Origin of the sequence: Rhodococcus sp. NPDC127593 (assembly GCF_042671975.1) — a bacterium.
Taxonomy (GTDB): Bacteria; Actinomycetota; Actinomycetes; order Mycobacteriales; family Mycobacteriaceae; genus Rhodococcus_F.
Window position 1 is genome coordinate 14,905 of record NZ_JBHXWI010000025.1, and the last position, 25,623, is coordinate 40,527.

A 25,623-nucleotide genomic window follows, 5' to 3' on the forward strand; every position below is an offset into this window, starting at 1 on the left:
AAACGGTCGGGGTATGGTCCCCTTCTGAACGGCAGGCAGGACTGAACGCAAGGTAGGAACTGTGCAAGAGCCAACGGCACGTCCGGTCGGCCCGTACGCTGCGGGGCCGCCACCGGCAGCCCTGACCGTGCACTCCGCGAGCCTCGATCGTTTCCGCGCCGCGGAGTTGTGGCGGGCGCTGGTCATCGGCGTGGTCGTCGTCGCCTACACACTGTTCGCGCTGGTCACCTGGCCTGTCCGACGTCGCGGCCGCACCCTCGCGGACGCGGCGTCGGAGGGCCTGGTCAACGGTTTCGAGGTGCTGGGCCCGACGTTCGTCAAGGTCGGGCAGCTGATGGCGTCGTCCTCCGGTGTGTTCCCCGCCCCGCTGGCCAACGCCTGTCTGCGATGTCTCGACGACGTGCCGCCGGTGCCCGCCGAGGAGGCCCGCCGGGTCATCGAAGCCGACCTGGGGCATCCCGTCGACGCGCTGTTCGCGTCTTTCGGCGACGTCCCCCTCGCCGCCGCCTCGGTCGCGCAGGTGCACGGCTGCGTACTCCCCGACGGCAGGGAAGCCGTCATCAAGGTGCAACGCCCCGACATCTTCCGCCGCATGGTGGTGGACCTGCGCACCGCGTACTGGGGTGCGCGGATGCTCGAGAAGCTGTTCGAGTTCTTCCGCATCGCCAACGCCACCGCCATCATCCGCGACCTCCACGCGGCCACGATGACCGAACTCAACAGTGCGGTGGAGGCCGACCGGCAGGCCCGGTTCAGGACGAACATCGGGGCGTTCGGCGACAACAAGGGCGTCACCACCCCCGAGGTGTACTGGGACTACTGCGGTCCGCACGTCATCTGCATGGAACGCATGTACGGACTGCCGCTCGACCGGTTCCCCGACCTCGTCCACATGGACACCCGCATGCTGATCCGCCGCGGCGTCAAGGTGTGGATCGAGTCCGTCGTCCTCCACGGCCCGTTTCACGGCGACGTGCACGCCGGCAACCTATGGGTCCTCGACGACGGACGCATCGCGATGCTCGACTTCGGCATCGTCGGTGAGCTTCCCGAGTCGTGGCGGCAGATCCTGCGCGACATGTTCTACGCGACCCTGATCGACGGCGACTTCTCCCGCATGGCCCGCGGAATCCGGAGCCTCGGCTACGCGACGGACAACGACGCCACCGACGACGAGATCGGACTCCAGGTGGCCGCCGCCCTGGCACCGCTGCTGGGCCGGGACCTCGGCGAGCTGCGACTCAGCGAACTCATCATGGCGCTCATCGGCATCGGCAAGAAATGGGGCGTCGCCAGCCCCGAGGAACTCGTCCTGTTCGGGAAGCAACTCGGCTACTTCGAGCGGTACGCCACGGAACTCGCACCCGGCTGGGTGATCGGGCAGGACCTGTTCCTGTTCCGCAACGTCTTCCCGGACGCCGTCGCCGCGAAGGCCCTCGAACTCGGGGTCGAACTGCCGGACGAGTGACGGCGGGGGATTTATTGCCCGGTCAAGGAGTCCAGCACCGAGGCTCGATGGAGGGGGTGGTCCGGGAGCCGGTCGGGTGTGAGGATCCAGTCGTTGCCCGTCCACGGGTCGGAGACGGTGAGGACCCCCGACGTCGGAACCTGTTGCGCGATACGTTCGAGCACCGCGACGCCCGGATCCGAATCCGCGGAGGCACTGTCGCCGACGATGATCAGCGACGTCCCGACCGCGGGACCGTGATCGGCGAGGTGCACGATGCGGGCGGCGTCCTCGGCGCCGTACCCGTGCGGGAAGTCGCCCAGGATCACCAGCCGCGGCTCCGGCACCGTGTCGCGGATTCCGCTGCGGGCCGCCATTTCTGCGAGGTCGACGCTCTCGGACAGCGCGGTGAGTCGGGCGGTGATGTCCGACGCCGAGGACACGACGGGCGAGGCCAGCAGAGCACCGAGGGGTTCGGTGAACGTGCGCAAGGTTCCGCTGAGGTCGACCACCTCCAACCGCTGTGCCGCCGCAGGTGACGCCACCAGCATGCGCGCCGCCAGCGCCGCGACCACCGGTGCGGCCTCGGCCGGTTCGCCGACGATCCAGAGCGGACGCCCCAACGGGTGATGGACGCAGAACGGCACCCGCAGCTCACCGAGGTCGGGTGCGGACAACTCGCCGAGCCGCAGTCCGTCCGTCACTGCCCTGCTCGTGACCGGGTTCGTCCAGGCGGCGGATTCGAAGGTGGCCAGCGACCGGGGCAGCAGCGGGTCGATGACGCGGAGTTCGTCGGCCAGTTGCGAAGTCTCGCCGTCGAATTTGCGCTGCGCCTCGGCGACGAGGGCATCGCACCGCTCCTGCGCCCTGGCCTGTGATTGCACGACCACGGGACTGTTGCGCGTGGACGGGTCGGCCACCGACTCGGACAGTTCGTCGTCCAGCCGCGCCTGCGCGTAGTCGCGAGAGGATCGGAACGAGGCCGCCGACCGGGCAGCGTCCTCGAAGATCATCCACGCCCTCTCGAACGAGTGGGCCGGGTCGAGCGGTATGCCCGCCGGACCGGGCATCGCCGGAATCTCCTCGGCGACAGGGTGTGCGGGTTCGTCCACCTCGACGCCGTGCCGGGTGACGAGTTCGGCGAGGCCGCCGTCGCATCCCTGCCCGACGGCCCGTACCTTCCAGTCGGTACCGCGCCGATAGATCTCGAGGCAGATCGCGGCTGCTTCGGAACCGACCAGCGGGACGTCGAAAACGACCAGGGGACGTTCATTTTCGTCGGTGAGGGTGGCCGACAGCCCCTCCCTGGCCAGCGTCGACGGACCGTTCGGGGATGCCGGATCGACACTGACCACGCAGAGCACGCCGGCCGCAGCGGCGTCCACCTCGTCCAACTGCAGCCGGACCGTTCCGTCCGCGTCGAGTTCTACCCCGGCGGCCCGCCGCTGGTTGTAGAACACGAAATGGTCCGACGACAGCGTGCGGAGATCGCCGTCCACGATCAACGCCGAGACGTCGATCGGCGTCGCATCGACCGCGCGGAAACGCAGTGCGCGCGACGGCAGCGGGGCGTTCTGGCCCGGAACGAGGTGGACCGTCACCGCCGCCCCTAGACGCCGAGGAAGCGGGCGAGTTGAGGCGCGGCCTCACCGGCGTGCTTGGCCTGAATGCCTTCACCGATGGCCTGCAGCTTCCATTCGCCGCCCACCCGGTACACCTTGGCCATCACCATTCCGGTGAACGGCATCCCGCCCTGCAGCGTGAACCGGGCGAGTTCGGCCGACGACGTGGTGTCCACCAAGCGGCAGAAGGCGTTCTTCACCTGCTCGAACGTGTGCCCGCGGTACGACGTGACGATGAACACGATGGTCGAGACGTGCGGCGGAATGCGGGTGAGATCCACGAGGATCACCTCGTCGTCGCCGGCGCCCTCGCCGGTGAGGTTGTCGCCCTGATGCCGGATCGACCCGTCCTTCGACGTCAGCTGGCCGTAGTAGGCGACGTCGACCATGTTGTTGTCCGCGAACAGAACCGCCGACGCGTCGAGGTCGACGTTGGCGGAACGGTTCCCGAACATGCCGCGCTTCTCGATCGGGTCCCAGCCGAGTCCCATCTGGATGTACGTCAGCGCGACGCCACCGTCCTTGCGGAGCGTGACCTTCTGGCCCTTGGACAGGCTGACCGGTCGCGACTTGGTGAGACTGACCTCGGCCGGAGCGGCGGGCGCGGCAGGTGCAGCGGGAGCCGGCGGTGCAGCGGGCGCGACGGGCGCGGCCGGCGGCGGGTAGGCGGCCTGCGGTGCCGGTGTGGGCGCGGGCGGCTGCTGAACGGGAGCGGCGGCGGGTGCGGGAGCGTCGTCGACGGACACGCCGTGATCGGTGACGAGCGCGGCGAACCCGCCGGCGTAGCCCTGCCCGACGGCCCGCACCTTCCAGGCGCCCTGGCGTCGGTACAGCTCGAGCGCGATGACGATCGATTCGGAGTTCAGTCCCTCGATCTTGTATTCGTACAGCGAGTTTCCGGCGCCGTCGGACACCCGGGCGGTCGGCGGCGCGGAGCGCCCGAAGTTACTGGTGGCGTCGTCGAGGGTGATGACCGCCCGCACCTGGGCGATGTCGGCCGGCACCGCGCCGAGAGACACCTTCAGCGACGCTGCCTGTCCGGTGGCTCCGGGGACGAGCTGCACGCCGGGACCGGTCGGCTGGTTGAAGAAGACGAAGTCGGCGTCCGAGCGGACCTTCCCCGAGTCCGCGACGAGCAGCGCGGACAGGTCGGCGGCGGCCGTCAGTTCGAGGGAGACGATGACGTCGTCGACGCTCAGCGGGCCGTTCTGACCCTTGGCTAGCGGAGTGGACACTGCGGTGGTTCCTTCACTGTGGGAGCGTCGGGTTTGTCCCGTTTGGCCTGTTTGCCTACAACCTACAAAAGAGAGCCGACGGCCGTCGTCCCCGCACCCCGCCCGAGACGGTCCGCGAACCAGCGCAGGATCTCCTCACCAGCGGCGATACCGCTGCTTCCGGTGACCGACAGGGTCGGATGCTGCCAGTCGATGGTTTCGAGTTCGCCGTGCCGGGGGCGGATGGCGGCGTCGGCGGCACGGAGCATATTGGCGTCGAGTGCCCCGTCCCCGGCCGCCAGCACGGGCGCTTCCGGCTCGAGCACACCGTCGTCGACGAGCCTCGAACGGACCTCCGCGACCGCACGGCTCTTGCACACCGCATCGGGCATTGTGTAGATCTTGCGGCCCTGCCGGGACGCTCCCCATCCCCGATCTACGCACCAGGCGTTCCACTCCTCCACGAAGCCGGCCGGCATCGCGTCGAGGTCCACGACCAGGTAGGAGAACAACTCGTCGGCCACCCGGGACGAACGCACCCAGCGGTCGTCGATCCGGCGGCTCAGCTCGGCGCCGACCTCCACCAGCGAGGCTCCACCGTCGGCCATCGCGACGTCGACACCCGACCGCCACCGCGCATCGGGCACCCCGTCGACGAGGATGTTGCCGCCGTTGGTCGTGATCGCGTACCGCCACGGCGCCCCCGGCAGATCGATGCGCTGGAACTGTGCGACGGTGCGCGTGGTGGTGGGCACGACGACGGCGGACGCGGTGAGCTTCCGCAGCATGGCCTCGGCGGCCGACGTGACGTAGGACAGCGGTTTGCCGTCGTACACCTCGACGCACAGCAGGTCCTGGTCGCCGGGCCGCTCGGCCACGTCGCTCTCGGTGACGGCGAGTTCCATGGCCCCGCGCGAGTAGATCATGGTGCGGTCGAGGTCGGTCGCGATCAGCGCGGTCATGTCACATCCTTGATCAGGCCCATACACGAATACGCCAGGCCGGGAACCTCTTCGACGGGGACCGAACGCGCGGCGGCGAGTAGCCGGATGTGCGCGTGCTCCGGGGCGTCGAGGTCGCGGACGAGCACCCGCCACGGCACGCGGCGCAGCAGCACCCGGGTGGTCTCGCCGACGCCGGGCTTCACGAAGTTCACACTCGAGATCCCGTACTGCTCCCGGACCGCTTCGACGGACTTCCAGCCGTCCCAGGTGGGGGTCCGGTCCGACCGCAGCAAGCCTTCGACGTCGCCGGGAACGTGCTCGCGTACGTCCCCGAAGGACGCGCTGACGGAATCGAGGAGGTGATTGGACACGTCCTCGCCCGCGAGGTGCGCGTAGAACTTGGCGCCGTGGAAGTCGCCGGGGCCGATCAGCGTGTCGTTGAGGACGGTCCGCGACACCAGACCCGACACGGTGGAGTTCAGGCACGCGGAGGCGATCAGGAAGTCGTCGCGGGTGCCGAACGTGCGGACGCAGTGCCCGGGATCGGCGAGGACGGCGAGGTCGTCGTCGAATTCGGCGCCACCGGCTTCGCGGTACTCGGCAAGCGCCTGCGACAACTCGCGGGCGATGGCGCCCTTGCCCGTCCAGCCGTCGACGAACACCACGTTCTTCGAGTCGTGATGCCGCGCAAGGTAGTCGAGCGCGACGGCGTCGATCCCCCGGTCCCGGACGATGGAGACGGCGTAGTGCGGCAGCGTCAACCCGTGGACGTCCCGCGCCCAGCGGCGCATGAGCACACCCACCGGGGTTCCCGCACGCGCCAGCGACACGAGCGTGACGTCGCGGCCCCGCTCGGCCAGCACGAGGTCGGTGACCGTCCCCACCGCCCGCGCCAGCCGGATGGAGCTGTCCTGCAGCACCTTCTCGAACAGCTCGCGGTACTCCGCGTCGGGCTGGTACTCGATGGGCAGCGTCTCCGCGTAGTGGGCTTCACCCGACTGGATGCGGCGCTCCCGCTCGGCGACTTCGGCTTCGAGGTCCACGTGCGACAGGTCTGTGAGCAGCCAGCCCACCTCATCGGCGGCGTACGAACCGAACGCCGGACCGGTCAGCGGCGCCGTCATGTCGACGCTCCCGCACGTGCGGCCCGCAGCGACAGCGGGTCGGCGCCGGACACGACGGCCAGGAGCACATCCGTCCCCGACGCCGTGAGGACGTCGAGGAGTCCGCCGGCTACCGTGAGCCGCTCGGTGTCGGCCGCGGCGTCGATCACCGCGACCACGACGGCGTCCTCGTCCGGCCACTGCGCGTTGTAGACGAAACGCGGCTGCTCTTCCCCGATCTCGGGCGCCGCGAAGCGGAATCCGCGGCGCAGCGGGTATCCCGGCCGGTCGAGCACGTAGGCGGGTGACCGCGTCGTCGTCTGGAATCGTACCCGGAAACCGGACGCGGACAGCGCGTCCGCGAGTCGCAACGGCAGGTACATCAGCTCTTCGTGTCCGACGACGATCACCGGACGCTGCGGGTCGAGCCGGTCCCGGAGCACCGCGGCCCCCGACGCGACGGCGGCGTCGAACTCCTCGGTGTCCTCCCGCAGGAACCCGTGACGACCACCTTCCGGAACTGCTGCGGGCCACGGTATGTCGGCGCGCTCGACGGTCCCGGTTCGCTCACCGACGGGGTTGAGCACCGGATCCGGGAGGGCACCGACCGAGTCGATCAGGCCGTCGGGAAGCTCGGTGCGTCCCACCGCCAGACTCACGCTGTCGATCCGCACCCCCAGTTCGGCGGCTGCGGCGTCGACGGCGTCCCGGTGGCCCTGCTCGCGCATGTCGACGAGCGACGCCACGACGTAACGGCTGCGGGGGTTCTGCCGGTGCAGCGCGCGGATTGCGTCGACGGCGGTGGCGCCGGTGGAAATCTCGTCGTCCACGAGGACGAGCGGGCGATCGCCCGTGAACAACTCGACGGACGTCGGCTGCAGCTGGTGACTGGTCGCGTGCGAGTGCCCCTCCTCGAACCCGGCGGACGTCCCGATCTCGGGGACGTCCCGGCGCGTGGAGTGCAGGTAACAGCGGGCGCGCAGCCGGGCCGCGACACAATGCCCCAGACCTGTTGCGGTCTCCGCGAATCCGAGCACGACGGGATCTGCATCCGGTCCGAGAACGTCGGCGACCAGATCGCCGAGGCGGTCGCCTGCGCCGATCACGGCACCCGGGTCGGTGGGCACGTGCTTGCCGAGGACCGTCGAGACGAGCAGGTGGGCACGTCGCGGGTTGCGCCGCAGGCCGGGCTCGACGAGTTCGGGGATGGTCAGCCCCGCGCCCGAACCCACGTGGGCGAGCGTCAGCCCCAGATGTTCCGTGGCCCAGGGCACTGCGCGCACGGCAGTGGGTGAGCTCATCGGACGGCCAGTGCGGTCAGTAGATCCACGAACGTGATTCCCTCGTTTGTCACGCCGAACACCTTCGCCCGGACAAGTGTCTTCTCGGCCCAGCTGCGGTGCGGGCGCATTTCGTTCATCTTGTTGCGATATCCCGACGCCTGGACGCCGCCGACGCTCTCGGCGCCGAGAATGTCGAGCGCATCGTGGTACTCCTCGTGCGTCACCGCGGACAGGGCGTGCACGGCCGCGACGTGGGTCGGGTGGATGACCGTCTTGCCCTGGATGCCGTTCGCGCGGTCGAGGGCGATCTCCCGCAGCAGACCGTCCAGATCCCGGCTTACCAGCTGCTGACGGAACCGCACCTCGTTGTGCTCCTCGAACGGCGTGGCGCGCAGGGTCGGCCGAAACATTCGCTCGTGGTCGGCGAAGTACTCCCACACGGGACCGGTGATGACGTGTCCGGTGTCGTCGGCACGGCCCAGGAAGTTGACGATGCCGGCAATCGCGTCCGCGACCACCCGCACGTCGTAGATCGTCAGGTCGCGGTCGCGGCGGATACCGAACGTGGCACACATGTCGGTGGCGCCGATGCGCACGGCGAGGATCCGCTCGCGGTGTTCGACGAGCAGTTCACCGATGTTCGCGAGTTCGTCGTCGCGGGTCTCGCGGTGCACCAGCGCCGGTGATTCGAGCACCGGCATCGCGTACAGGTGCTTGCCGAGCCGCTTCGACGCTGCGGCCAGCTCGTCGAGGAATGCACCACCCGTCGCACTTCCGAACTTCGGAATCACGAACCCGGACAGCACCTCGACGCCGGTGGTCAGCAGGTCGGCGATCCGCCGAAGGTCCTCGGCGGCCCGCACCCGGACGAACAGCTGCATCCGCGCACCACCGTGGACCGCGAGCCGATCGAGTGCGTCGACGGCGTTGAGTAGCGCCGCTTCCACCTGGTCGTCGGCCACCGCGTCCTCGAGGTCGAGGACCATCGAGCAGACACCGTCACCGGACCGGCGAAGGATGGTGTCCGCGAGATCGGACCTCGTCGCAGGCACGTACAGCGTCGCGCCCAGCGCGACGGCAAGCACCGTTCGATCCTCGTCCGGCCCGAGCGCCTGCGGAGCGTGCAGGAACAGCCGGCCGTGCGTCTCGGGATCGAGGTGGTGGAAGTGCCGTACATGCCGCACAGCCGTCATATTTTCGCTAATGCTCATCGTCCCCCCGTGTCATCGCTGCCCTATGTGTCCTCTCATCTTCTGAACCACCTCGGCAATGAACGCCGACACGGCATCGAGCTGGGCGACGTACGCCCAGTAGTCGGGATGCCTCCCGGTCAGTGTCCCTGCAATTCGGTCTATCCGCTCGAGCTGAGCGTCGAGGACCGACCCCCATTCCCGCACGAGCCCACGATTGACAGCCAACATCTGGGCGTCGCGCAGGCGAAATCTGATCTCGTTTTCCTTCGCCCGCGGGTTCTCGCGGACCTGCCGCAGCAACAGCAGACGATCGGTGACGCCGTCGACGTTCGCCTCGGCGTCGACCAGATGGGTCCGCGCCGCGGCGGTCAGATCCAGCGCCCCTTCCGGATTACCCGCGGTCAGAGCCTTCTGCGCCTGCTGCAGATCGGTCTGCGCCTGCTCGATGTGCCTGCGGCTCTCGCGGTCGTTGTGGACGAGATCCGCCGAACTGGCCGCGTTGAACTCGCGCAGCAGAGCGGAGTAGGCGGGCGCGAGCCGTTCCGCCCGAGTCTGCACCGCGGCGATCCTCGTCGTCACCGACGACACGGCGTGAGCGGCGTCCAGCTCCTTGGACGGGGCCGCGGCCAGTGCCTTCTCGAGCGTCGCCGACTCCTCCCGCACGCGCGCCGCCGCTTCGCGGATCGGGTTGGCCCCACGGGCGCCCTGCAGCGCCACGACGGCCGCGTCGAGTGCCGCTCCCCGGTCGCGCACCGACGGGTAGCCGGCGTACGCAGCGCCCTCGGTCTGCACCCGCTGCTGCGCCGCGGAGGCGACCTGAAGCGCCTGCTGGGCGACCTGGGGAACGGCCGCCAGCATCGCGGTCGACTCCTCGAGATGGCCTCGATGTGTGCGATAGAACTCGTCGAGGGACTGCGTCGCAGCCACCAACTGCCGCGTCACCTGCTCGTACGCGGCGGCCGCTGCGGGTGACTGCACGTTCTCGAACTGATCTTCCGCCGCCAGATATGCCGTCGCGGCCTGGTAGCACCCGTTACGAACCGGTTCCCAGGCCCGCCGGATTCCGCGTTCCGGAGTCAGCTGTCCGGAGGCGTCCACGGCCGCGGCGGCGATGCTCTGCCGGTTGTCCATATCGAGAAACGCTGCGACCATCGTGTCGTGGGCGCGACGAGCCGAGTCGTCGCCCCGGGCTCTTCCTCGGAAGCGTCCCGCCCATCCGCTCGTCACGTCCTGAATCGTACTGGTCGGGCCGACAACCCCGAGTGGTCCGGAATTGCCTGTGGACAAACCTGTGGACAGTTCGCGGGATGGGACAAGTCGGACAAATTCATTATCGTGGTGGTGCACGACGAACCCGGAACTTCGACAGTTGTCGAGGGTCCACCCACCTCCTCTCGAAAGGACCCCTGAATGGGCGTCAGCTTGACCAAGGGCGGCAATGTTTCTCTCACGAAGGAGGCCCCGAACCTGACCGCGGTGGCTGTCGGACTCGGATGGGATGCCCGCTCGACCACCGGCACCGATTTCGACCTCGACGCCAGCGCCATCGGTGCAGGTGCCGACAAGAAGGTCGTGTCGGACCAGCACTTCGTGTTCTTCAACAACCTGCGCTCCCCCGACGGCTCGATCGAGCACATCGGCGACAACACCACCGGTGAGGGCGAGGGCGACGACGAGGTGATCAACGTCAACCTGGCGGCGGTCCCCGCGAACATCGAGAGCATCCTGTTCCCCGTCTCGATCTACGATGCGGAGACGCGTTCGCAGTCGTTCGGTCAGGTGCGCAACGCCTACATCCGCGTCGTCGACCAGGCCAACGGCAACGAGCTCGCCCGCTACGACCTGTCCGAGGACGCGTCGACGGAGACCGCTATGGTCTTCGGCGAGCTGTACCGCAACGGCGCGGAGTGGAAGTTCCGCGCCATCGGCCAGGGCTATGCGTCCGGGCTGGCCGGGATCGCCCGCGACTACGGCGTCAACGTCTGACAGTCGTCACGTTCTCCAGCCGGGGGAGGGTTTTCACGGCCCTGACGTGAAACCCTCCCCCGGTGTTCGTCCACCTGCAGTAGCCACCCTGCATGCCCACTAGAGAAAGGCCACGCTTCGTGGTTCTGCGAATATTCGGTCTCTCCTTCGCGGTGACGGTGATTTCCCTCATCGTCGCGGCGATCTACGGAGGCCCCCAGGCCGTCCTCCTCGTGGTGATCCTGTCGATCCTCGAGATCTCGCTGTCCTTCGACAACGCCGTCATCAACGCCACCGTGCTGCGCCGGATGAGCGAGTTCTGGCAGAAGATCTTCCTCACCGTCGGCATCGTCATCGCGGTGTTCGGCATGCGCCTGGTCTTCCCCCTCGTCATCGTGTGGCTCGCGTCCGGCCTCGGCCCCGTCGCCGCCCTCGACCTGGCCCTCAACCCGCCTGCCGACGGCGCCGCGTACTTCCCCGACGGCAGCGCCAGCTACGAAACCCTGCTCACCGACGCGCACCCGCAGATCGCGGCGTTCGGCGGCATGTTCCTGCTGATGCTGTTCCTCGGCTTCATCCTGGAAGAGCGTGAGATCACCTGGCTGTCCTGGCTGGAGAAGCCCCTCGCCCGCGCGGGCAAGCTCGACCAGCTGGCCGTCATCATCGCCGGCGCCCTGCTGCTGATCACCGCCGCGTACATCGCCCCCGAGGACACGGTCTCCACGGTGATGATCGCCGGCGTCCTCGGCATGGTCACCTACATCGCCGTCAACGGTCTCGGTGAGCTGTTCAACACTCCCGAGGAAGACGAAGACGGCGAACCGGTCGAAGGGTCCAAGGGCGGACCGACCGAGCTGGCCAAGGCCACCGGTAAGGCCGGGTTCTTCCTGTTCATGTACCTCGAGGTCCTCGACGCGTCGTTCTCCTTCGACGGTGTGATCGGCGCGTTCGCGATCACGTCCGACCCGATCATCATCGCCCTCGGCCTCGGGTTCGTCGGCGCGATGTTCGTCCGTTCCATCACGGTGTTCCTGGTCCGCAAGGGCACCCTGTCGGACTACGTGTACCTCGAGCACGGCGCCCACTGGGCCATCGGCGCACTGGCCGTGATCCTGCTGGTGTCCATCGGCTACCACGTCAACGAGAACGTCACCGGACTCGTCGGCGTCGCCCTCATCGGTGCCGCCTTCATCTCCAGCATCGTCCGCAATCGCAAGGCCGTCGCGACGGCCGGCGAAGCGGAAGACGACGTGGACGAGCAGAAACCGGTGTCCGTCGGCTAGGTTCTGCCTGTACTCACATCCAGCGGCAGTGCTCGTGACTCGGTCACGGGCACTGCCGCTCGACACTGGAAAGGGCACCCATGGGGCGGCTGCTCGACAAGTCGAAGAAGGTGGTGGAGGCGCAGCTCGCCGGAACCACCATCCGGGCGATACAGGGTTCGATGATCGCCTACGAGGGCAATGTCAGTTTCAAGTCGGCAGGTTTCGGTGGCGGTGACGGTGTGCTCGCCGGAATGAAGAGGCGTGCCACGGGCGAGGCGCTGTCGCTGATGGAATGCTCCGGCCACGGTGTCGTGTACCTCGCGGTGGGCGGTCAGTACGTCTCCGTCGTCGACCTGGCGAACGAGACCCTACAGGTGGAGTCGCAGCAGCTGCTCGCCTTGAGCGGCAACCTGAACACCAACGTCACGTTCACCGGACTGCGCGGCGGGGTCGGCGGTCAGGGCCTGTTCACCACGACCGTCTCCGGGCAGGGTCAGGTGGCACTGCTGTCGGCCGGCGGGCCGCTCATCCACCTCGAGGTGTCGCCGCAGTACCCGCTGGTGGTCGATCCCGACGCGTTCGTCTCGGCGCGCGGACAGGTGACGCAGTCGTTCGTGACCGACGTGTCGTGGCGCAACGCCGTCGGGCAGGGCAACGGTGAGGCCTTCTCCCTCAAGTGGGACGGTCACGGCGTCGTCTCCATTCAACCGGCAGAGCGGTGAGCCCCATGGTCTTCTCGAAAGTGAACTCGAAGGTCGTCAAGGTCGACGTCGGCGCCGCCGGCGGTGTGGTGGCCCGCACCGGCGCGATGCTGTTCTACACGGGCCAGGTCCAGTTCACGCCGCATCAGGTTCCGGGTTCCCAGTCCATGGCGGGCATGGGTGGATTCACCCGGATGGCCGGACGCATGATGCAGGGCGAGCACGAACGCACGATGCTCGCGCAGGGGCAGGGCGAGGTGCACTACGGTCACGCCGGGCTCGAGGTGCATGTCGTCGACATGTCGCAGGGCGGTGCGCTGTGCGTCGAGGCGTCCCGGTTGCTCGCTCACAATGCGGGACTGCAGAGTTCGGTGATCTCCGTGACGAGTCAGGGCGGTGGCGGCGGGCGCGGCATGCTCGGTGCCCTGCGCGGCGCGGCGGCAGGCGCCCTCTCCGGTACCGGCATGTTCACGACGCAGCTGTCCGGGTACGGGTCGGCGGTACTCCTCGCGCACGGCGGCTTTATCGAATTGCCTGTGGGCGGGCCGAATCCGGTCTTCGTCGACCCTGACGCATTCGTCGGCACGTACGGGAGCGTCCAGGTGGAACTGAAATCCGCCGTCGGCTGGCGTGAGGCCATGGGCCGCGGTGTCGGGGAAGCGATGCAATTGCAGTGCACGGGTCAGGGCATCGTCTACGTTCAGGCTTCGGAGGAGAAACTGTGACCGCCATCCACAATCCGTCGACTCTCGGCGCCAGCGACAACATTCCCGACAACAGCTACGCGTTCTGCATCGACCTCACCGCGCCCTGGTTCATCCGCAAGGGTGCGATGATCGCCTACTACGGGCAGATGCAGTTCCAGGCACTGACCCACGGATTGCACGGCGCCGCACTGCACATGGTCGCCAACCAGTTCTCGGCGCCGCTGTACATGGGCGACTATGCGGTGGCCGAAGGATTCGGGAAGCTGATCATCGGCGACCGCGGTTACGACATCAACTCGTACGATCTCGACGACGGCAACCTCACCATCCGGGCGTCGAATCTCCTTGCGTTCGAGCCGGGTCTGGCCCTGAACCAGTCCATCGTGCCCGGCTTCCTGACGCTCATCGGGACCGGCAAGTTCCTGGCGTCGTCCAACGGCCCGGTGATGTTCGCCGAGCCGCCGCTGCGGATCGACCCCGAGGCACTCGTCGGGTGGGCCGACTGCCCGTCCCCGAGCCACCATTACGATCAGGGGTGGATCAGCAACTTCCTCGCGGCGGGCGCCCACATGATGGGAATCAACTCCGGGGAGGAACGGCAGTTCGACTTCACCGGCGCCGGAACGGTTCTGATCCAGTCGAGCGAGAAGGTTCTCAGCGACACGCATGTCGTGCGCAGCATCGAGGGTCAGATCCACGGCATCACCCCGAGTGGTCTGCAACGGCTCAACGGCGTGATCGCCGCCAAGCTCGCGGAGCAGCCCCGCTGACACTCAGGAGATTGACAGGCTGAGCGAAGAGTTGTGGCAGGGACGGGGAGCAATCTGAATTGTGTCAGGAAGTTCTGACACCGCATCCGATACGTTCCAGGAGGAACCGCATGAAGTCCATCGTGACCAAGGCCGTCGCAACCGCTGGTATCGCCCTCGCAACCCTCGGCATCGGAGCCGGCGTTGCCAGCGCCGACCCGGTGGGTCACAACCCCGCCCCCGCACAGCAGCAGCAGGCACCGCAGCCTCAACCGCAGCAGCAGCAGCAGCAGCAGCAGCACGCTCCGCAGCAGCAGGCCCCCGCGCCGAGCCCGCACGGATTCTGGTTCTTCGGCACCTGGGTTCCCCTGCCCTGATCTACGTTCCCCTCGCAGGGCGAAGGTGCCCTTCGACGCTCCCACGGCGCCGAAGGGCACCTTCGTATATCTACCCGCGATGACTATCGGGCGGGTCGCATACTCGGATTCGGGCCGAGAGTGATCGTCCGGGTTCTCGGCAGTAGCCCTATTTCCTTCCACCCCGCGGTCAGCGTGATCGTTCCCGACTCCGGGTAGTCGCTGATCCAGTAGTGCGGCGCGGAGTGATATTCGGACGCGTCGACGGTGTCCGTCTTCGACGTCGAATGCGGGTGGCGTGGATCGGCGACACCCTCCATGTCGTCGACCCGCACGTTCACCGCGAGATACGACCACCGCGACGAGGGGTCGTCGGGATCGTCCAGCGGACGCGTCTCGTGCCGCGCGAGATCAGCGGATCTGCCTCTCGCCGTCAACTCGACGCGCAGCAGCATGCCCGTCGGGTGCGCGACGACCTCGGCCAGGCGCAGGGTCAGGTCACGGCTCGTCACGAGCTCCACCGGCCCGTGCACCACAATTCCCTCCGTGGCAGGCGGCGGTGCCGCCGGCCACCGTCTCCTGCGCATGACTCAATCGTCCCACCGGCTCCGACCGGCTGCCACAGCTACGTTTCGCACACTCAGGGCAGCTGGGCCATGCCGTACACCTTCGCCGCGCGGACCCGGAGGACCTGCCGGTGCTCGGCCACCATCGCGCGGCGGAACTCTTCCCAGTCGTCGTGCTCTTTTCCGGACGCGAGCCGGAACACGTCGACGAGCTCGTCCGCCGCCGAGTCGTGCGGATCCGCCGCGACCGCGCTCAGTTCCGCGTCTCCCTCCACGACCGCGTAGCTCCAGAAGTCGGTCGCGCTGACGTGCAGCGACACCCGTGGGTCGCGGGCGGCGTTCCGGGTCTTGGCCCGATCCGCCGTCACCGACACCCTCGCGGTCTGCGTGCCGGGGTCCCAGGCATAGATCACGTTGGACAATTGTGGGCGCCCGTCGCGTTTGATCGTCGCGAGGACCGCACGGTTGTGTGCGGCGACGAGGTCGAGAAGGGGGCGCCGGTCGTCATTCGCATCGAGGCTCATACCTCACCCAACCACGGTCACCGAGGCGGTGTTCCCGGCGGCCTCGGCGGCCTGGTCTGGATCGGTGCGATCGGACTCATCCTGGCGATCCGGTGCGCTCCTACCGACGAGTAGGGCGGATGCATCGCAAACTCATTGGCCGATAACGTGTTCCGGCTACTCATCGGTAGACGTTCTCGTGTGGGATCTGTGGTTTTTCTCGGGTACGCTCTCGTGATCCCGAGCCGGAAGGACCACACGTGAACGACTCATATCTCGTCATCGGCGAAACCACCGTGGCCCGACGGGTCTGTGCATCCCTCCGCGAAAGGGACTTCCACGTACGCCATCTCGTCGCCCCCGACGACGACGAACTCCGTCTGGCGATGGCGGACGAACCCCGCGGTATGGCCGTACTGGTGCGCGACGACGTCGTCGCGCTGCGGTATGCGCTGGCCGCCGCACACATCTCGGCGTCGATCCCGTTGGTGGTGACGATCTTCGACCGCACGGTCGCGGACCAGCTGTCCCAGCTGCTTCCGCAGTGCGAGGTGACGTCACCGGCCGACCTCGCCTCGCCCACACTCGCCGGTCCGTGCCTGGAACCCGAACTCGTCGCGGCCCGGCACGCGGGCGAGCACATGCTGACGGTCCGCATGATCGACGGCCACCCCGAAGGCGCACACGTCGACCTGCCCCGACGGAACTGGTGGCGCACCGCGGCGACCGGCGCGACCGGACCGCTGCGGTCGCACGACATCGGCACGCGCATCCTGCTCGGTGGGCTCGCCGGACTTCTCGCCGTCCTGTTCGCCGACTGGCTGTGGCTGATGCTCGGCCAGCACGTGGCACCGCTCGACGCGTTCAACGAGGCAGTGCGCGTGGTGACCACCGTGGGCCCGGGAACCGATACCCACGGCAGCCCCGCCTACGCGGTGTTCGCGTCGGTGGCGATGCTGTTCACCGTCGTCTTCACGGCCATGTTCACGGCCGGAATCATCGAGCGCCTGCTCGGCCCCCGGCTAGTCGGCCTGGTGGGCAGCCGCGTCCTGCCCCGCTCCGGGCACGTCATCGTCGTGGGCCTCGGCCAGGTCGGGCTCCGGCTCTGCCGGGAGCTGCAGGCTCTCGGTGTCGCGGTGGTGGGCGTCGAGCGCGACCCCCATGCCAAGAACCTGAGGCTCGTGCGGTCGATGAACATCCCGACCGTCGTCGGGCACGGCGGCGACCGTGAACTCCTCGAGCGACTGGGTGTGCGCCGCGCGCTGGCCCTGGCGGCCGTCGGCTCCGACGACCTGGACAACATCGCGGTGTCCGTGGCCGCGCAGGCCCTGTCACCCGGACTGCGGCTGGTCCTGCGGGCCGGTGAGCAGGAGGCGATCGCGGAGACGCGGTCGTTGCTGCGGCTCGGCATCATCCGCGACGTCACCAGCCTGAGCGCCACCTACGTGGTGGCCAAGCTGATCGGCCTGCAACCGCAGGGGGTCGTGGCAGACGGCAGCCACCTCTACCTGGAGGTGCCGACGACGGAATCGTCCGAGCCCGTGTTCACAGAGCTGCCCGTGTCGCCGCGGATGAGCTGCCGGCACCTCGTCACCGCGTAGTGACCTAGCCGGTCACTGCCAGCGCGTCGATCTCGACGAGCATGACCTCATGCGGGAGGTCGACGAAGACCGTGGTCCGGCACGGCAGCTGTCCGCTCGGCACGTTCGCCGCGATGAACTCTCCGTACACGTCGTTCATCGCGGCGAAGTCGTCGCGCGTGGTGAGGTAGACGCGGAACATCAGCACGTCCTCGACGCTCGCACCGCCGGCTTCGAGGATCGCCTTGACGTTCTCGAGGGTGCGACGGGTCTGCTCGCGCACGTCGCCCTCCGCGATGTACTTGTTGGTGACGGGGTCCATGGGGCCCTGCCCCGACACCTGGAGCATGTTCCCCTTTTTAATGCCTTGGCTGAACGTGTGCGCGGGGGCGGGGGCGCCTTCGGTGCGGATGACGGTGGTGTCGGACATGTCGATTCTCCTGTGTGTCGTTACTTTTCGGGTGGACGGGGGACGGTCAGGGCTGGGCGCGGTATCCGCAGTCGCGGGAGATCCGCGCCCCCACGGCCTGAAGGGGTTCGAGCAGGTCGAGGACGCGTTCGTAGCTGAGCACGACGTCGGGCACCGAGACGGAGACGGCGGCGACGACGCGGCCGGACGCGCCGCGGATGGGCACTCCGATGCAGTTGACGGACGGCTCGTTCTCCTCCTGATCGTGCGCCCAGCCCTGCTCTCGGACCATGCGGATCTCGTCGAGGTAGCGTCCGGGTGTCGTGATCGTGTTGGCGGTGCGGGCGGAGAAGTCCATCGTGTCGACGATGGGCCGCAGTTCCGAATCCGGCAGGTCGGCGAGGATCACTTTCGCGACCGCGGTGGAATTGAGGTTGGCGCGCAGCCCGATTCGCGAGTACATCCTGATCTGATCGTGCGATTCGAGCTTGTCGATGTACACCACGTCACCTCCCTCCATCGCCGCGAGGTGCGTGGTGCGCCCGTATTCGCGGTTGAACGCGACGAGGTGCGGTGACGCGATGCGCCGGACTTCCCGCTGATCGGTGGCCTGCGCGGCGAGCTCGAAGATGCGGGAACCGAGGTGGTACTGGTTGCTGTTGTCGCGGAACGTGAACCGCTCGTCGGACAGCGTGCGCAGCAGCCGGAGCACGGTGGTCTTGTGGACCCCGGTGGATTCGGCCAGCTGGTCGAGATTGGCGGGACCGTTGCCGAGTTGCACCAGCAGGTGCAGCGCGCGGGAGACACTCTGGCTCATCGGTTCACTCCACTTTCTCGAGGGAGAAGCCGTTGGCGGTGACGCTGGTTGCCGCCCAATCCGATTCGGAGCACCGGAGCAACTCGTCCAGCAGTTCGGCGGGCGGCGGGGGCGCCGAGTCCGCTGCCACCGTCAGGGTGGCGGCGGCACCGATGTGTCCGCGGCGCAGGCACCGCGCCTGATCCTCGCCGCGCACCACACCGCTGAGATATCCGGCGGCGAAAGCATCGCCTGCTCCGACGGGTTCGACGACGTCGACGCGGAGCGCGGGAACCGCCACACTGCGGCCACGTCGGTCGACGGCCAGCGCCCGGTGCGCTCCGTCCTTGACGACGACGGTGGCCGGGGCGGGCAGGATGAGCCGCAACTCGTGTGGATCCGCGGTACCGAGAACACGAAGGGCCTCGTCCGCGCCGAGGAGAACCAAATCGGCGAGATTCGCCAGTTCCACGACCATCCGCGGGTCGCCGTCCGGCCACAGCTGCTCACGCCAATTGACGTCGAAGCTGACCACACCGGAGATTCCCGGCCGGTCGCGGAGAAGTCTCCGCATCAGCGCGAGGCACGAATCGGACAGGGCCGGTGTGATTCCGCTGCAGTGGACCACGGCGGCGCGGCCGAACAGGTCCGCGACCGCCGGCCGGTCGAGGAATGCGGGATCCATGGCCGACGCCGCCGAACCCGCCCGGGAATACAGGCTGTCGGTTCGCGGCTCGCCGTGCTCGTCGAGGGCGGTGGATTTCGAGTAATGCCCGGTGGGCCTGTCGGGATCGACCTCGATCGCGCGGACGTCGACACCCCGCGCCTGCAGTTCGGCGCGGATGAGGGCGCCGAACTCGTCGTCGCCGAGCCGGCCGACCCAGGAGGCGGGAACGCCCAGCGCGGCGAGCCCGGCGGCGACGTTCGCCTCGGCGCCGGCCAGGTGGAGTGTCGAGTCCGGGGCCACCAGGACCATCGCCTCACCGAGGCACGCGACACCGGACTCGGGGGTGGGGGTCGATTCCTGCACTTGTTACCTCTACGACTGCTCGGACCGGCACTGGAGTTGCGTTTCGAGAGCCCTCGCCCCGGCGATGCATGCCACACCGGACCGTTGACGATGACCCAGGCCAATGCTAGACATAGGTGACTCAAAAACGCAATCCCCGTTGCATAGAGTGCAACGTAGCACTTCACGGCCTTTCTCCGATGAAGACCAGCCCCACAGAACCCGAACGACAGGATCGACGATGACGATCAGCGGACCGGACACACTCGATTCCGGCGCCTTGGCAGAGCTCGACGAGCTGCGCTTGTCCGACGTGGACAAAGCCCTCCCCTCCGCGGCGAACGGCCTGACCAAGACCGAGTTCCTCGGAACGCAGCCGAGGCTGTCCGCCTTCAGCACGCCCGTGATGGTCCTCGACGAGACGGCCATCGCCGGCAATCTCGACACCATGGCGGCCTGGTGTGAGGCGCACGGGGTCGATCTCGCTCCGCACGGGAAGACGACGATGTCTCCGGTGCTGTGGGACCGGCAGATCCGAAGCGGCGCGTGGGGCATCACGCTGGCGAACTTCGGTCAGCTCCGGGTGGCGGTGCGATTCGGCGCGCGCCGGGTGCAGATCGCGAACTCGCTCGTCGACCCGACCGCGCTGCGGTGGCTGGCCGAGCAGATGGACACGAACCCGGAACTCGAAGTACTGATGTGGGCCGACTCCCCGCAGACGGTCGACGCGATGACAGCGGCGCTCACGGACGTCACGGTGGTCCGTCCGCTGCCCGTGCTCGTCGAACTCGGCGGAGAGGGAGGACGCACCGGCGCACGCTCCGTGGCCGAGGCTGTGGCGGTGGCCGCACGTATCGGGGAGAGCCCCGCACTGCGGTTGGCCGGCGTCTCCGGTTACGAGGGCGCCCTCGCACACGACGCCTCCGAGGATTCCCTCGCCCGGGTCCGCACGTACCTCCGGTCGATGGCCGAACTGCATCGCCGGCTCGAGGCCGAAGGCCGCTACCCCGAGGGTCAGGACGTGTACGTGACCGCGGGCGGCAGCGCCTACTTCGACGTGGTCGCCGAGGTGCTCGCCGAACTGGCCGGCGGCAGAACCAAAGTGGTGGTCCGCGCCGGTGCATACATCATCCACGACGACGGCTTCTACACCGGGATCTCACCGTTCGGCCGCGGCGAAGACACCCAGGCGCGTCGTCTCACGTCGGCGATGCACACGTGGGCCCGGGTGGTGTCCCGCCCCGAGCCGGGCCTCGCCCTGCTCGACGCCGGCAAGCGCGACGTCCCGTTCGACGAAGGACTCCCCACCGCGCAGGCCGTCGCCGGCCAACTCGGGGCGACGCCGCGGCCCCTCGTCGGCGCCGAAGTGACCGCCGTCAACGACCAGCACGCGTTCCTCCGGCTCGATCCCGCACGGCCCGAACACGATCTGCGCGTCGGGGACGTCGTCCGGCTCGGTCTCTCCCACCCGTGCACCGCGTTCGACAAGTGGCGCTGGATTCCGGTCGTCGGTGACGACTCCGACGATCCGGTCGTCGTCGACCTGATCCGCACTTTCTTCTGATCCCCGGCCGAGGACTCACATCATGACCACTCTGATCCGTTCCGCCACCGTCGTCGACGGTTCGGAGGCGCCGAGGTACCGCGCCGACGTGCTCGTCGACGGAGACCGAATCGCCGAAATCTGGCCCGAGGCCGACCACTCCGAGACCGCCCGCCCTCGCGCGGATCGTGTGATCGACGCGGACGGCCTGGTGCTCGCGCCCGGTTTCATCGACATGCACGCCCACTCGGATCTGCAGATCCTGCTGAACCCCGAGCACCCGTCGCGGATCACCCAGGGCGTCACCACCGAGGTACTCGGTCAGGACGGGCTGTCCTACGCACCCGTCACCGACGACGTGCTCGCGGTGGTCCGGCGCAAGATCGCGGGGTGGAACACCGATCCCGAGGATTTCGACTTCTCCTGGCGGAGTGTGGGCGAATACCTCGACCGACTCGATCGCGGTATCGCCACCAACGTCGCATATCTCGTCCCGCACGGGGTCGTCCGGGCGCTGGTGGTCGGCTGGGACGACCGCGCGGCGACGCCCTCGGAGATCGAGGAGATGCAGCGGATCGTGGCGCAGTCCATGGCGGAGGGTGCCGTCGGGTTGTCCGCGGGGCTGACCTACACGCCGGGGATGTATGCGGACAACGAGGAGTTGCTGGCACTGTGCCGGACCGTCGCCGAGTACGGCGGCTACTTCTCCCCGCACCACCGGTCCTACGGCGCCGGTGCCATGGAGGCCTACGCCGAGATGGTCGACCTGACGTCGCGGGCCGGGTGCGCACTGCATCTCGCCCACGCCACGCTGAACTTCGGCCCCAACAAGGGCCGCGCCCCGGAACTGCTCGCCCTGCTCGACACGGCCGAATCCGCCGGTGCGGACATCAGCCTCGACACCTATCCGTACCTTCCCGGCGCCACCACGCTGTCGGCGATCCTGCCCAGCTGGGCGTCGGCGGGCACCATGGAACAGACTCTCGATCGCCTCCGGGATCCGGTTGCCCTCGAACGCATCCGGGAGCATCTCGAGGTCACCGGCTCCGACGGCTGCCACGGGGTGATCGCCGAGTGGCACACACTCGAGATCAGCGGCGTGCAGAACGCCGAACTCGACGACTACGTCGGGAAGACCGTCGCGGACATCGCCGTCGCGGAGAATCGCGACCCCTTCGACGTCTGCATCGACATCCTGATCCGCGACCAACTCGGCAGCGGCATCCTGCAACACGTCGGCCACGAGGAGAACGTGCGCGCAATCATGCAGCACCCCCGGCACACCGGCGGCAGCGACGGACTGCTGGTCGGCGCGAAACCGCACCCGCGCGGGTGGGGAACGTTCGCACGCTACCTCGGGCACTACAGCCGCGACCTCGGCCTGATGTCCCTCGAGGAGTGCGTCGGTCACCTCAGCGGCCGAGCCGCGACCCGGCTGCGACTTGTCGATCGCGGGTACGTCCGCCGCGGATACGCCGCTGACCTCGTGCTCTTCGATCCGGAAACGGTCAGCGACACCGCGACCTACGCGCAGCCGCGCCAGGCGGCGGCCGGTATCACCCACGTATTCGTCCGCGGCCGCCTCGCCCTCGAGGACGGCCGCCTCACCGGCGCGACCGCCGGAAGATCGTTACGCCGCGAAGAAGGAGGAGCAGTTCGATGACCGAGATCGACATTCTGCGTGCCGACCGGGTACTGTCGGTGGTGCGAGCGGAGACCATCCCCGACGCCGCAGACCTGTGCCACGCACTCGCCGAGGGCGGAATCCGGACGGTCGAGCTGACGTTCACCACGCCCGACGTGCTCCATCATCTCGGCCGCGCCGCCGACGCGGCCGCAGCGGCAGGCAGCATCCTCGGCGTCGGAACCGTGATGACCGGCGATCAGGCCGCCGCCGCGATCGACGCCGGCGCCCGGTTCCTCGTCACCCCCGGCATCCGTCCCGACGTCGCGAAAGTCGCGACGGGAAGCTCGATTCCCGTCTTCCTCGGTGCGTTCACCCCCACCGAGGTGGCCATGGCCGTCGATCTCGGCTCGGCCGCGGTCAAGATCTTCCCCGCCAAGCGACTCGGCCCCGACTACCTGTCGGACCTGCACGGCCCGTATCCCGGCGTGGAACTCCTGCCGTCGGGTGGGATCAACGATTCCAACGCCCGCCAGTTCCTCGACGCCGGCGCGCTTGCCGTGTGCGCGGGCACCAGCGTCGTCCCACCGTCCAGCGTCGCGGCAGGCAACTGGACCGACATCACCGACCGTGCACGATCGTTCGTCGCCGCGCTCTCGAACTAGACCCACTCTCGCCCGACCCCACCCACCTCCCCTGGAGACGCAATGACGTCGTTCGTCGACTGGCTGCAGCACGACACAGCCGGACTACTCACTCTCGCAGCGGTATCCATCGCCGTGCTGTTGGTCCTCATCATCAAGCTGAAGCTCGAGCCGTTCATCGCGCTGATCGTCGTCGGCGTCGGCGTCGCGCTCATCGCGGGAGTGTCGGTGGTCGAACTGGTCGGCACACCGACGTCGGCGGCCGACTCGATTCTGGAGAAGGGGTTCGGCGGCATCCTGGGGCACATCACCCCCATCATCGGCCTGGGCACCGTCCTCGGCGCGATGATGGAACGCTCCGGCGGTGCCGACGTCCTGACCGAACGACTACTGAAGTTGTTCGGGCCCAAGGGCGCTCCGCTCGCGATGGGTGTCACCGGCCTTATTCTCGGCATCCCGGTCTTCTTCGACATCGGCATCTTCATCCTCGCCCCGCTCGTGTACGTGGCGGCGAAGCGCGGCGGCAAGTCGCTGGTGCTGTACGCGATGCCGATGCTCGCCGGCCTGTCCATGACCCACGCGTTCCTGCCGCCGCACCCGGGCCCCGTCGCCGCGGCCGGTCTGCTGCACGTCGACATGGGCTGGATCATCATCATGGGCCTCGCCTGCGGCATCCCCGCCTGGTTCGTCAGTGGCGTCGTCTGGGGTAGCTGGATCGGCAAGCGCGTGATCATCGAGGTCCCCGACGAGTTCATCCCGGAGGAGAAGGACGCCGACAAGAACCCGCCGCCACTCTGGCTGATCTCGTTCATCATCCTCGTGCCGATGGTGCTGATCCTCGGTGCGACGGTCGGCAACGTGGTCCTCGACGAAGGCTCGACGCTGCTGTCGGTCCTCATCTTCCTCGGCACGCCCACGATCGCGCTGACCATCGCCGTCCTGCTGGCGCTGTACCTGCTCGGTACCCGGCGCGGAATCACGGCGCAGGAGATCGGTGCGATGTCCGCGGCGGCGTTGAGGCCGGTCGGCATGATCCTGCTGGTCGTCGGTGCCGGCGCGTTCTTCGGCGCGGTGCTGCGGGCCACCGGAGTCGGTCAGGCCCTGGCCGACTCGATGGACGCACTCGGTCTCCCGGTCATCCTGTCCGCGTACCTGATCAGCTGCGCACTCCGCATCGCCCAGGGTTCGGCGACCGTCGCCATCGTCACCACCGCAGGCGTCATCGAACCGTCGGTCGCGGCCGGAAACTACTCGTCCGCGCAGATCGCCCTGATCGTGATCGCCGTGTCGGCAGGATCCATCATCGCCAGCCACGTCAACGACGGCGGATTCTGGATCGTGTCACGATATTTCAACATGTCGGTGAAAGACACCCTGAAGACGTGGACGGTGCTCGAGACCATCCTGTCGGTGGTGGGCTTCGCGATGGCCTCGCTGATCTGGGTGCTGGTCTAGCTCCCGGAGTCCGCGTCGCGCAGCACCCGCGCCGCACCGGCGAACGTCCGCACCTGCCGGTCGTCCCAGACATGGGCAGGCACACCACCGCCCAGCAGTGTGCGGACGAGTGCAGGGTCGTCGCCGATCGGCACGTCGCTGCCCGCGATCACGATGTTGCCGTAGCGGCGGCCCTTGAGCATGGCCGGATCGGCGATGATCGTGGTGTGCGGAAACACGCTGCCGATGGTCGCCGCCTCCCGGCGCGCCAGGACGAGGTCGCGGGTGTCGCCGCAATTGACCGCATAGATCCCGCCGGGCGCCAGCACCCGTCGCACGTGCCCGGTGAACTCCGCCGTCGTCAGCGGCGCCGGGGTCGTGTTGCCGGCGAACACGTCGCGCACGATCAGGTCGCGGCTGGACTCCGTCAGCGTCTCGGTGACCGCGCGCGCCTCACCCACCCGCAGTCGCAGCAGTGGGGCCCGGGGCAGGTCGAACCATTCGCGTACCAACTCGGCGAGCCTGCCGTCGAGTTCGACCACGACCTGCCGGGCGTCCGGATACGTGACGGCGAGATGCCGGGCCAGCGAGCAGGCGCCGCCGCCGAGGTGCAGGGCCCGCACCCGCTGGTCCGTTCCCCAATGCGAAGCGACCAATTCGGCGATCCACCGCATGTACTCGAAATCGAGGTGTGCGGGATCCGACAGGTCGATGTGGGAACTCTCGACCCCGTTCACCTTCAGCACCCAGCCGTGCGGGTTGAGGTGGTCTTCCGCCAGTTCGCACGTGCCCGTGTCGATCGGGTACACGCCGGCGACGGGACCCCCGCCGGCTGTCCGGGCAGCCCGACCGCCGCGCTGCCTGCCCATCGCCCGTCTTCCCTACTGCTCGCGCCGCCCGCTCGCGTCTGCTGCGAGAATCGTCCTCCCACGATACCGGGACGAGACACGGGTGACCTACCGTGGT

At 68.3% G+C, this 25,623-nt stretch carries 25 protein-coding genes; 12 read left to right on the plus strand and 13 right to left on the minus strand.

Going from position 1 to position 25,623, the window contains the following annotated elements:
• The first annotated feature begins 61 nt into the window (after positions 1–61).
• The gene (locus ACFVJ3_RS23250; RefSeq protein WP_378454278.1) at positions 62–1,468 is read left to right on the plus strand and encodes an ABC1 kinase family protein; all 1,407 of its coding nucleotides are present in this window, start codon (positions 62–64) and stop codon (positions 1,466–1,468) included.
• 11 nt (positions 1,469–1,479) lie between these two features.
• On the opposite strand, the gene ACFVJ3_RS23255 is transcribed toward ACFVJ3_RS23250, so the two are convergent.
• From ACFVJ3_RS23255 to ACFVJ3_RS23285, 7 genes are all read right to left on the minus strand, one after another.
• Complete coding sequence (locus ACFVJ3_RS23255; RefSeq protein WP_378454279.1) at positions 1,480–3,048, minus strand: TerD family protein; 1,569 nt, start codon at positions 3,046–3,048, stop codon at positions 1,480–1,482.
• Between the two features lie 8 nt (positions 3,049–3,056).
• On the minus strand, positions 3,057–4,304 hold the full coding sequence (locus tag ACFVJ3_RS23260; RefSeq protein WP_378454280.1) for a TerD family protein: 1,248 nt from the start codon (positions 4,302–4,304) through the stop codon (positions 3,057–3,059).
• Positions 4,305–4,366: 62 nt separating this feature from the next.
• Positions 4,367–5,245, minus strand: a complete 879-nt coding sequence (locus tag ACFVJ3_RS23265) for an HAD family hydrolase (RefSeq protein ID WP_378454281.1) — start codon at positions 5,243–5,245, stop codon at positions 4,367–4,369.
• Positions 5,242–6,351, minus strand: a complete 1,110-nt coding sequence (locus ACFVJ3_RS23270; protein ID WP_378454282.1) for a cysteine protease StiP family protein — start codon at positions 6,349–6,351, stop codon at positions 5,242–5,244. Before ACFVJ3_RS23270 ends, ACFVJ3_RS23265 begins: the two co-directional genes overlap by 4 nt.
• Complete coding sequence (locus ACFVJ3_RS23275) at positions 6,348–7,631, minus strand: phosphoribosyltransferase family protein (RefSeq protein ID WP_378454283.1); 1,284 nt, start codon at positions 7,629–7,631, stop codon at positions 6,348–6,350. Before ACFVJ3_RS23275 ends, ACFVJ3_RS23270 begins: the two co-directional genes overlap by 4 nt.
• Positions 7,628–8,824 (minus strand): HpcH/HpaI aldolase/citrate lyase family protein, encoded by a 1,197-nt coding sequence (locus tag ACFVJ3_RS23280; protein WP_378454284.1) that lies wholly within the window; start codon positions 8,822–8,824, stop codon positions 7,628–7,630. Before ACFVJ3_RS23280 ends, ACFVJ3_RS23275 begins: the two co-directional genes overlap by 4 nt.
• Positions 8,825–8,836: 12 nt before the next feature.
• Positions 8,837–9,958: a hypothetical protein gene (locus tag ACFVJ3_RS23285; protein ID WP_378454390.1), complete on the minus strand. Its 1,122-nt coding sequence runs from the start codon at positions 9,956–9,958 to the stop codon at positions 8,837–8,839.
• 258 nt (positions 9,959–10,216) lie between these two features.
• Here ACFVJ3_RS23285 and ACFVJ3_RS23290 point away from each other — a divergent pair, with 258 nt between their 5' ends.
• The 6 genes from ACFVJ3_RS23290 to ACFVJ3_RS23315 all read left to right on the plus strand — a co-directional run bounded on the left by ACFVJ3_RS23290 (position 10,217) and on the right by ACFVJ3_RS23315 (position 14,570).
• A complete protein-coding gene (locus ACFVJ3_RS23290; protein WP_255971481.1) occupies positions 10,217–10,792 on the plus strand; it encodes a TerD family protein in 576 nt (191 codons plus the stop codon).
• Positions 10,793–10,911: 119 nt separating this feature from the next.
• Complete coding sequence (locus ACFVJ3_RS23295) at positions 10,912–12,054, plus strand: DUF475 domain-containing protein (protein ID WP_378454391.1); 1,143 nt, start codon at positions 10,912–10,914, stop codon at positions 12,052–12,054.
• An 80-nt stretch (positions 12,055–12,134) separates the two neighbouring features.
• Complete coding sequence (locus tag ACFVJ3_RS23300; RefSeq protein ID WP_009475139.1) at positions 12,135–12,758, plus strand: AIM24 family protein; 624 nt, start codon at positions 12,135–12,137, stop codon at positions 12,756–12,758.
• Between the two features lie 5 nt (positions 12,759–12,763).
• Positions 12,764–13,462, plus strand: coding sequence for an AIM24 family protein (locus ACFVJ3_RS23305; protein WP_378454285.1), 699 nt, complete (start codon positions 12,764–12,766; stop codon positions 13,460–13,462).
• The gene (locus ACFVJ3_RS23310) at positions 13,459–14,214 is read left to right on the plus strand and encodes an AIM24 family protein (RefSeq protein WP_011595185.1); all 756 of its coding nucleotides are present in this window, start codon (positions 13,459–13,461) and stop codon (positions 14,212–14,214) included. Before ACFVJ3_RS23305 ends, ACFVJ3_RS23310 begins: the two co-directional genes overlap by 4 nt.
• Before the next feature lie 110 nt (positions 14,215–14,324).
• Positions 14,325–14,570 (plus strand): hypothetical protein, encoded by a 246-nt coding sequence (locus ACFVJ3_RS23315; protein ID WP_378454286.1) that lies wholly within the window; start codon positions 14,325–14,327, stop codon positions 14,568–14,570.
• Between the two features lie 83 nt (positions 14,571–14,653).
• Here the strand turns inward: ACFVJ3_RS23315 and ACFVJ3_RS23320 are convergent, their stop codons facing one another.
• Together ACFVJ3_RS23320 and ACFVJ3_RS23325 are read right to left on the minus strand one after the other, a co-directional pair.
• Complete coding sequence (locus ACFVJ3_RS23320) at positions 14,654–15,136, minus strand: hypothetical protein (protein WP_378454287.1); 483 nt, start codon at positions 15,134–15,136, stop codon at positions 14,654–14,656.
• 53 nt (positions 15,137–15,189) lie between these two features.
• Positions 15,190–15,639 carry a PPOX class F420-dependent oxidoreductase gene (locus ACFVJ3_RS23325; RefSeq protein WP_378454288.1) on the minus strand — a complete coding sequence of 150 codons (450 nt, stop codon included), beginning with the start codon at positions 15,637–15,639 and terminating at the stop codon, positions 15,190–15,192.
• A gap of 239 nt (positions 15,640–15,878) precedes the next feature.
• Here ACFVJ3_RS23325 and ACFVJ3_RS23330 point away from each other — a divergent pair, with 239 nt between their 5' ends.
• On the plus strand, positions 15,879–17,219 hold the full coding sequence (locus ACFVJ3_RS23330; protein ID WP_378454289.1) for a potassium channel family protein: 1,341 nt from the start codon (positions 15,879–15,881) through the stop codon (positions 17,217–17,219).
• A gap of 4 nt (positions 17,220–17,223) precedes the next feature.
• Here the strand turns inward: ACFVJ3_RS23330 and ACFVJ3_RS23335 are convergent, their stop codons facing one another.
• The 3 genes from ACFVJ3_RS23335 to ACFVJ3_RS23345 are packed head-to-tail and all read right to left on the minus strand — an operon-like array spanning position 17,224 to position 19,433.
• Entirely contained in the window at positions 17,224–17,628 is a 405-nt protein-coding gene (locus tag ACFVJ3_RS23335; RefSeq protein WP_009475147.1) for a RidA family protein, read from the minus strand.
• 46 nt (positions 17,629–17,674) lie between these two features.
• Positions 17,675–18,424 (minus strand): IclR family transcriptional regulator, encoded by a 750-nt coding sequence (locus tag ACFVJ3_RS23340; protein ID WP_378454290.1) that lies wholly within the window; start codon positions 18,422–18,424, stop codon positions 17,675–17,677.
• Positions 18,425–18,428: 4 nt separating this feature from the next.
• On the minus strand, positions 18,429–19,433 hold the full coding sequence (locus ACFVJ3_RS23345; protein WP_378454291.1) for a sugar kinase: 1,005 nt from the start codon (positions 19,431–19,433) through the stop codon (positions 18,429–18,431).
• A 220-nt stretch (positions 19,434–19,653) separates the two neighbouring features.
• On the opposite strand from ACFVJ3_RS23345, the gene ACFVJ3_RS23350 reads away from it, so the two are divergent.
• From ACFVJ3_RS23350 to ACFVJ3_RS23365, 4 genes are read left to right on the plus strand one after another with little or no spacing between them, the layout of a single operon-like run.
• Positions 19,654–20,976, plus strand: a complete 1,323-nt coding sequence (locus ACFVJ3_RS23350; protein WP_378454292.1) for an amino acid deaminase — start codon at positions 19,654–19,656, stop codon at positions 20,974–20,976.
• Between the two features lie 22 nt (positions 20,977–20,998).
• Positions 20,999–22,618, plus strand: coding sequence for an amidohydrolase family protein (locus tag ACFVJ3_RS23355; protein WP_378454293.1), 1,620 nt, complete (start codon positions 20,999–21,001; stop codon positions 22,616–22,618).
• Positions 22,615–23,244: a bifunctional 4-hydroxy-2-oxoglutarate aldolase/2-dehydro-3-deoxy-phosphogluconate aldolase gene (locus tag ACFVJ3_RS23360; RefSeq protein ID WP_378454294.1), complete on the plus strand. Its 630-nt coding sequence runs from the start codon at positions 22,615–22,617 to the stop codon at positions 23,242–23,244. Before ACFVJ3_RS23355 ends, ACFVJ3_RS23360 begins: the two co-directional genes overlap by 4 nt.
• Before the next feature lie 42 nt (positions 23,245–23,286).
• Complete coding sequence (locus tag ACFVJ3_RS23365) at positions 23,287–24,678, plus strand: GntP family permease (protein ID WP_378454295.1); 1,392 nt, start codon at positions 23,287–23,289, stop codon at positions 24,676–24,678.
• Here the strand turns inward: ACFVJ3_RS23365 and ACFVJ3_RS23370 are convergent.
• On the minus strand, positions 24,675–25,526 hold the full coding sequence (locus ACFVJ3_RS23370) for a spermidine synthase (RefSeq protein WP_378454296.1): 852 nt from the start codon (positions 25,524–25,526) through the stop codon (positions 24,675–24,677). The two genes, ACFVJ3_RS23365 and ACFVJ3_RS23370, sit on opposite strands and share 4 nt — an antisense overlap.
• Positions 25,527–25,623 lie beyond the last annotated feature (97 nt).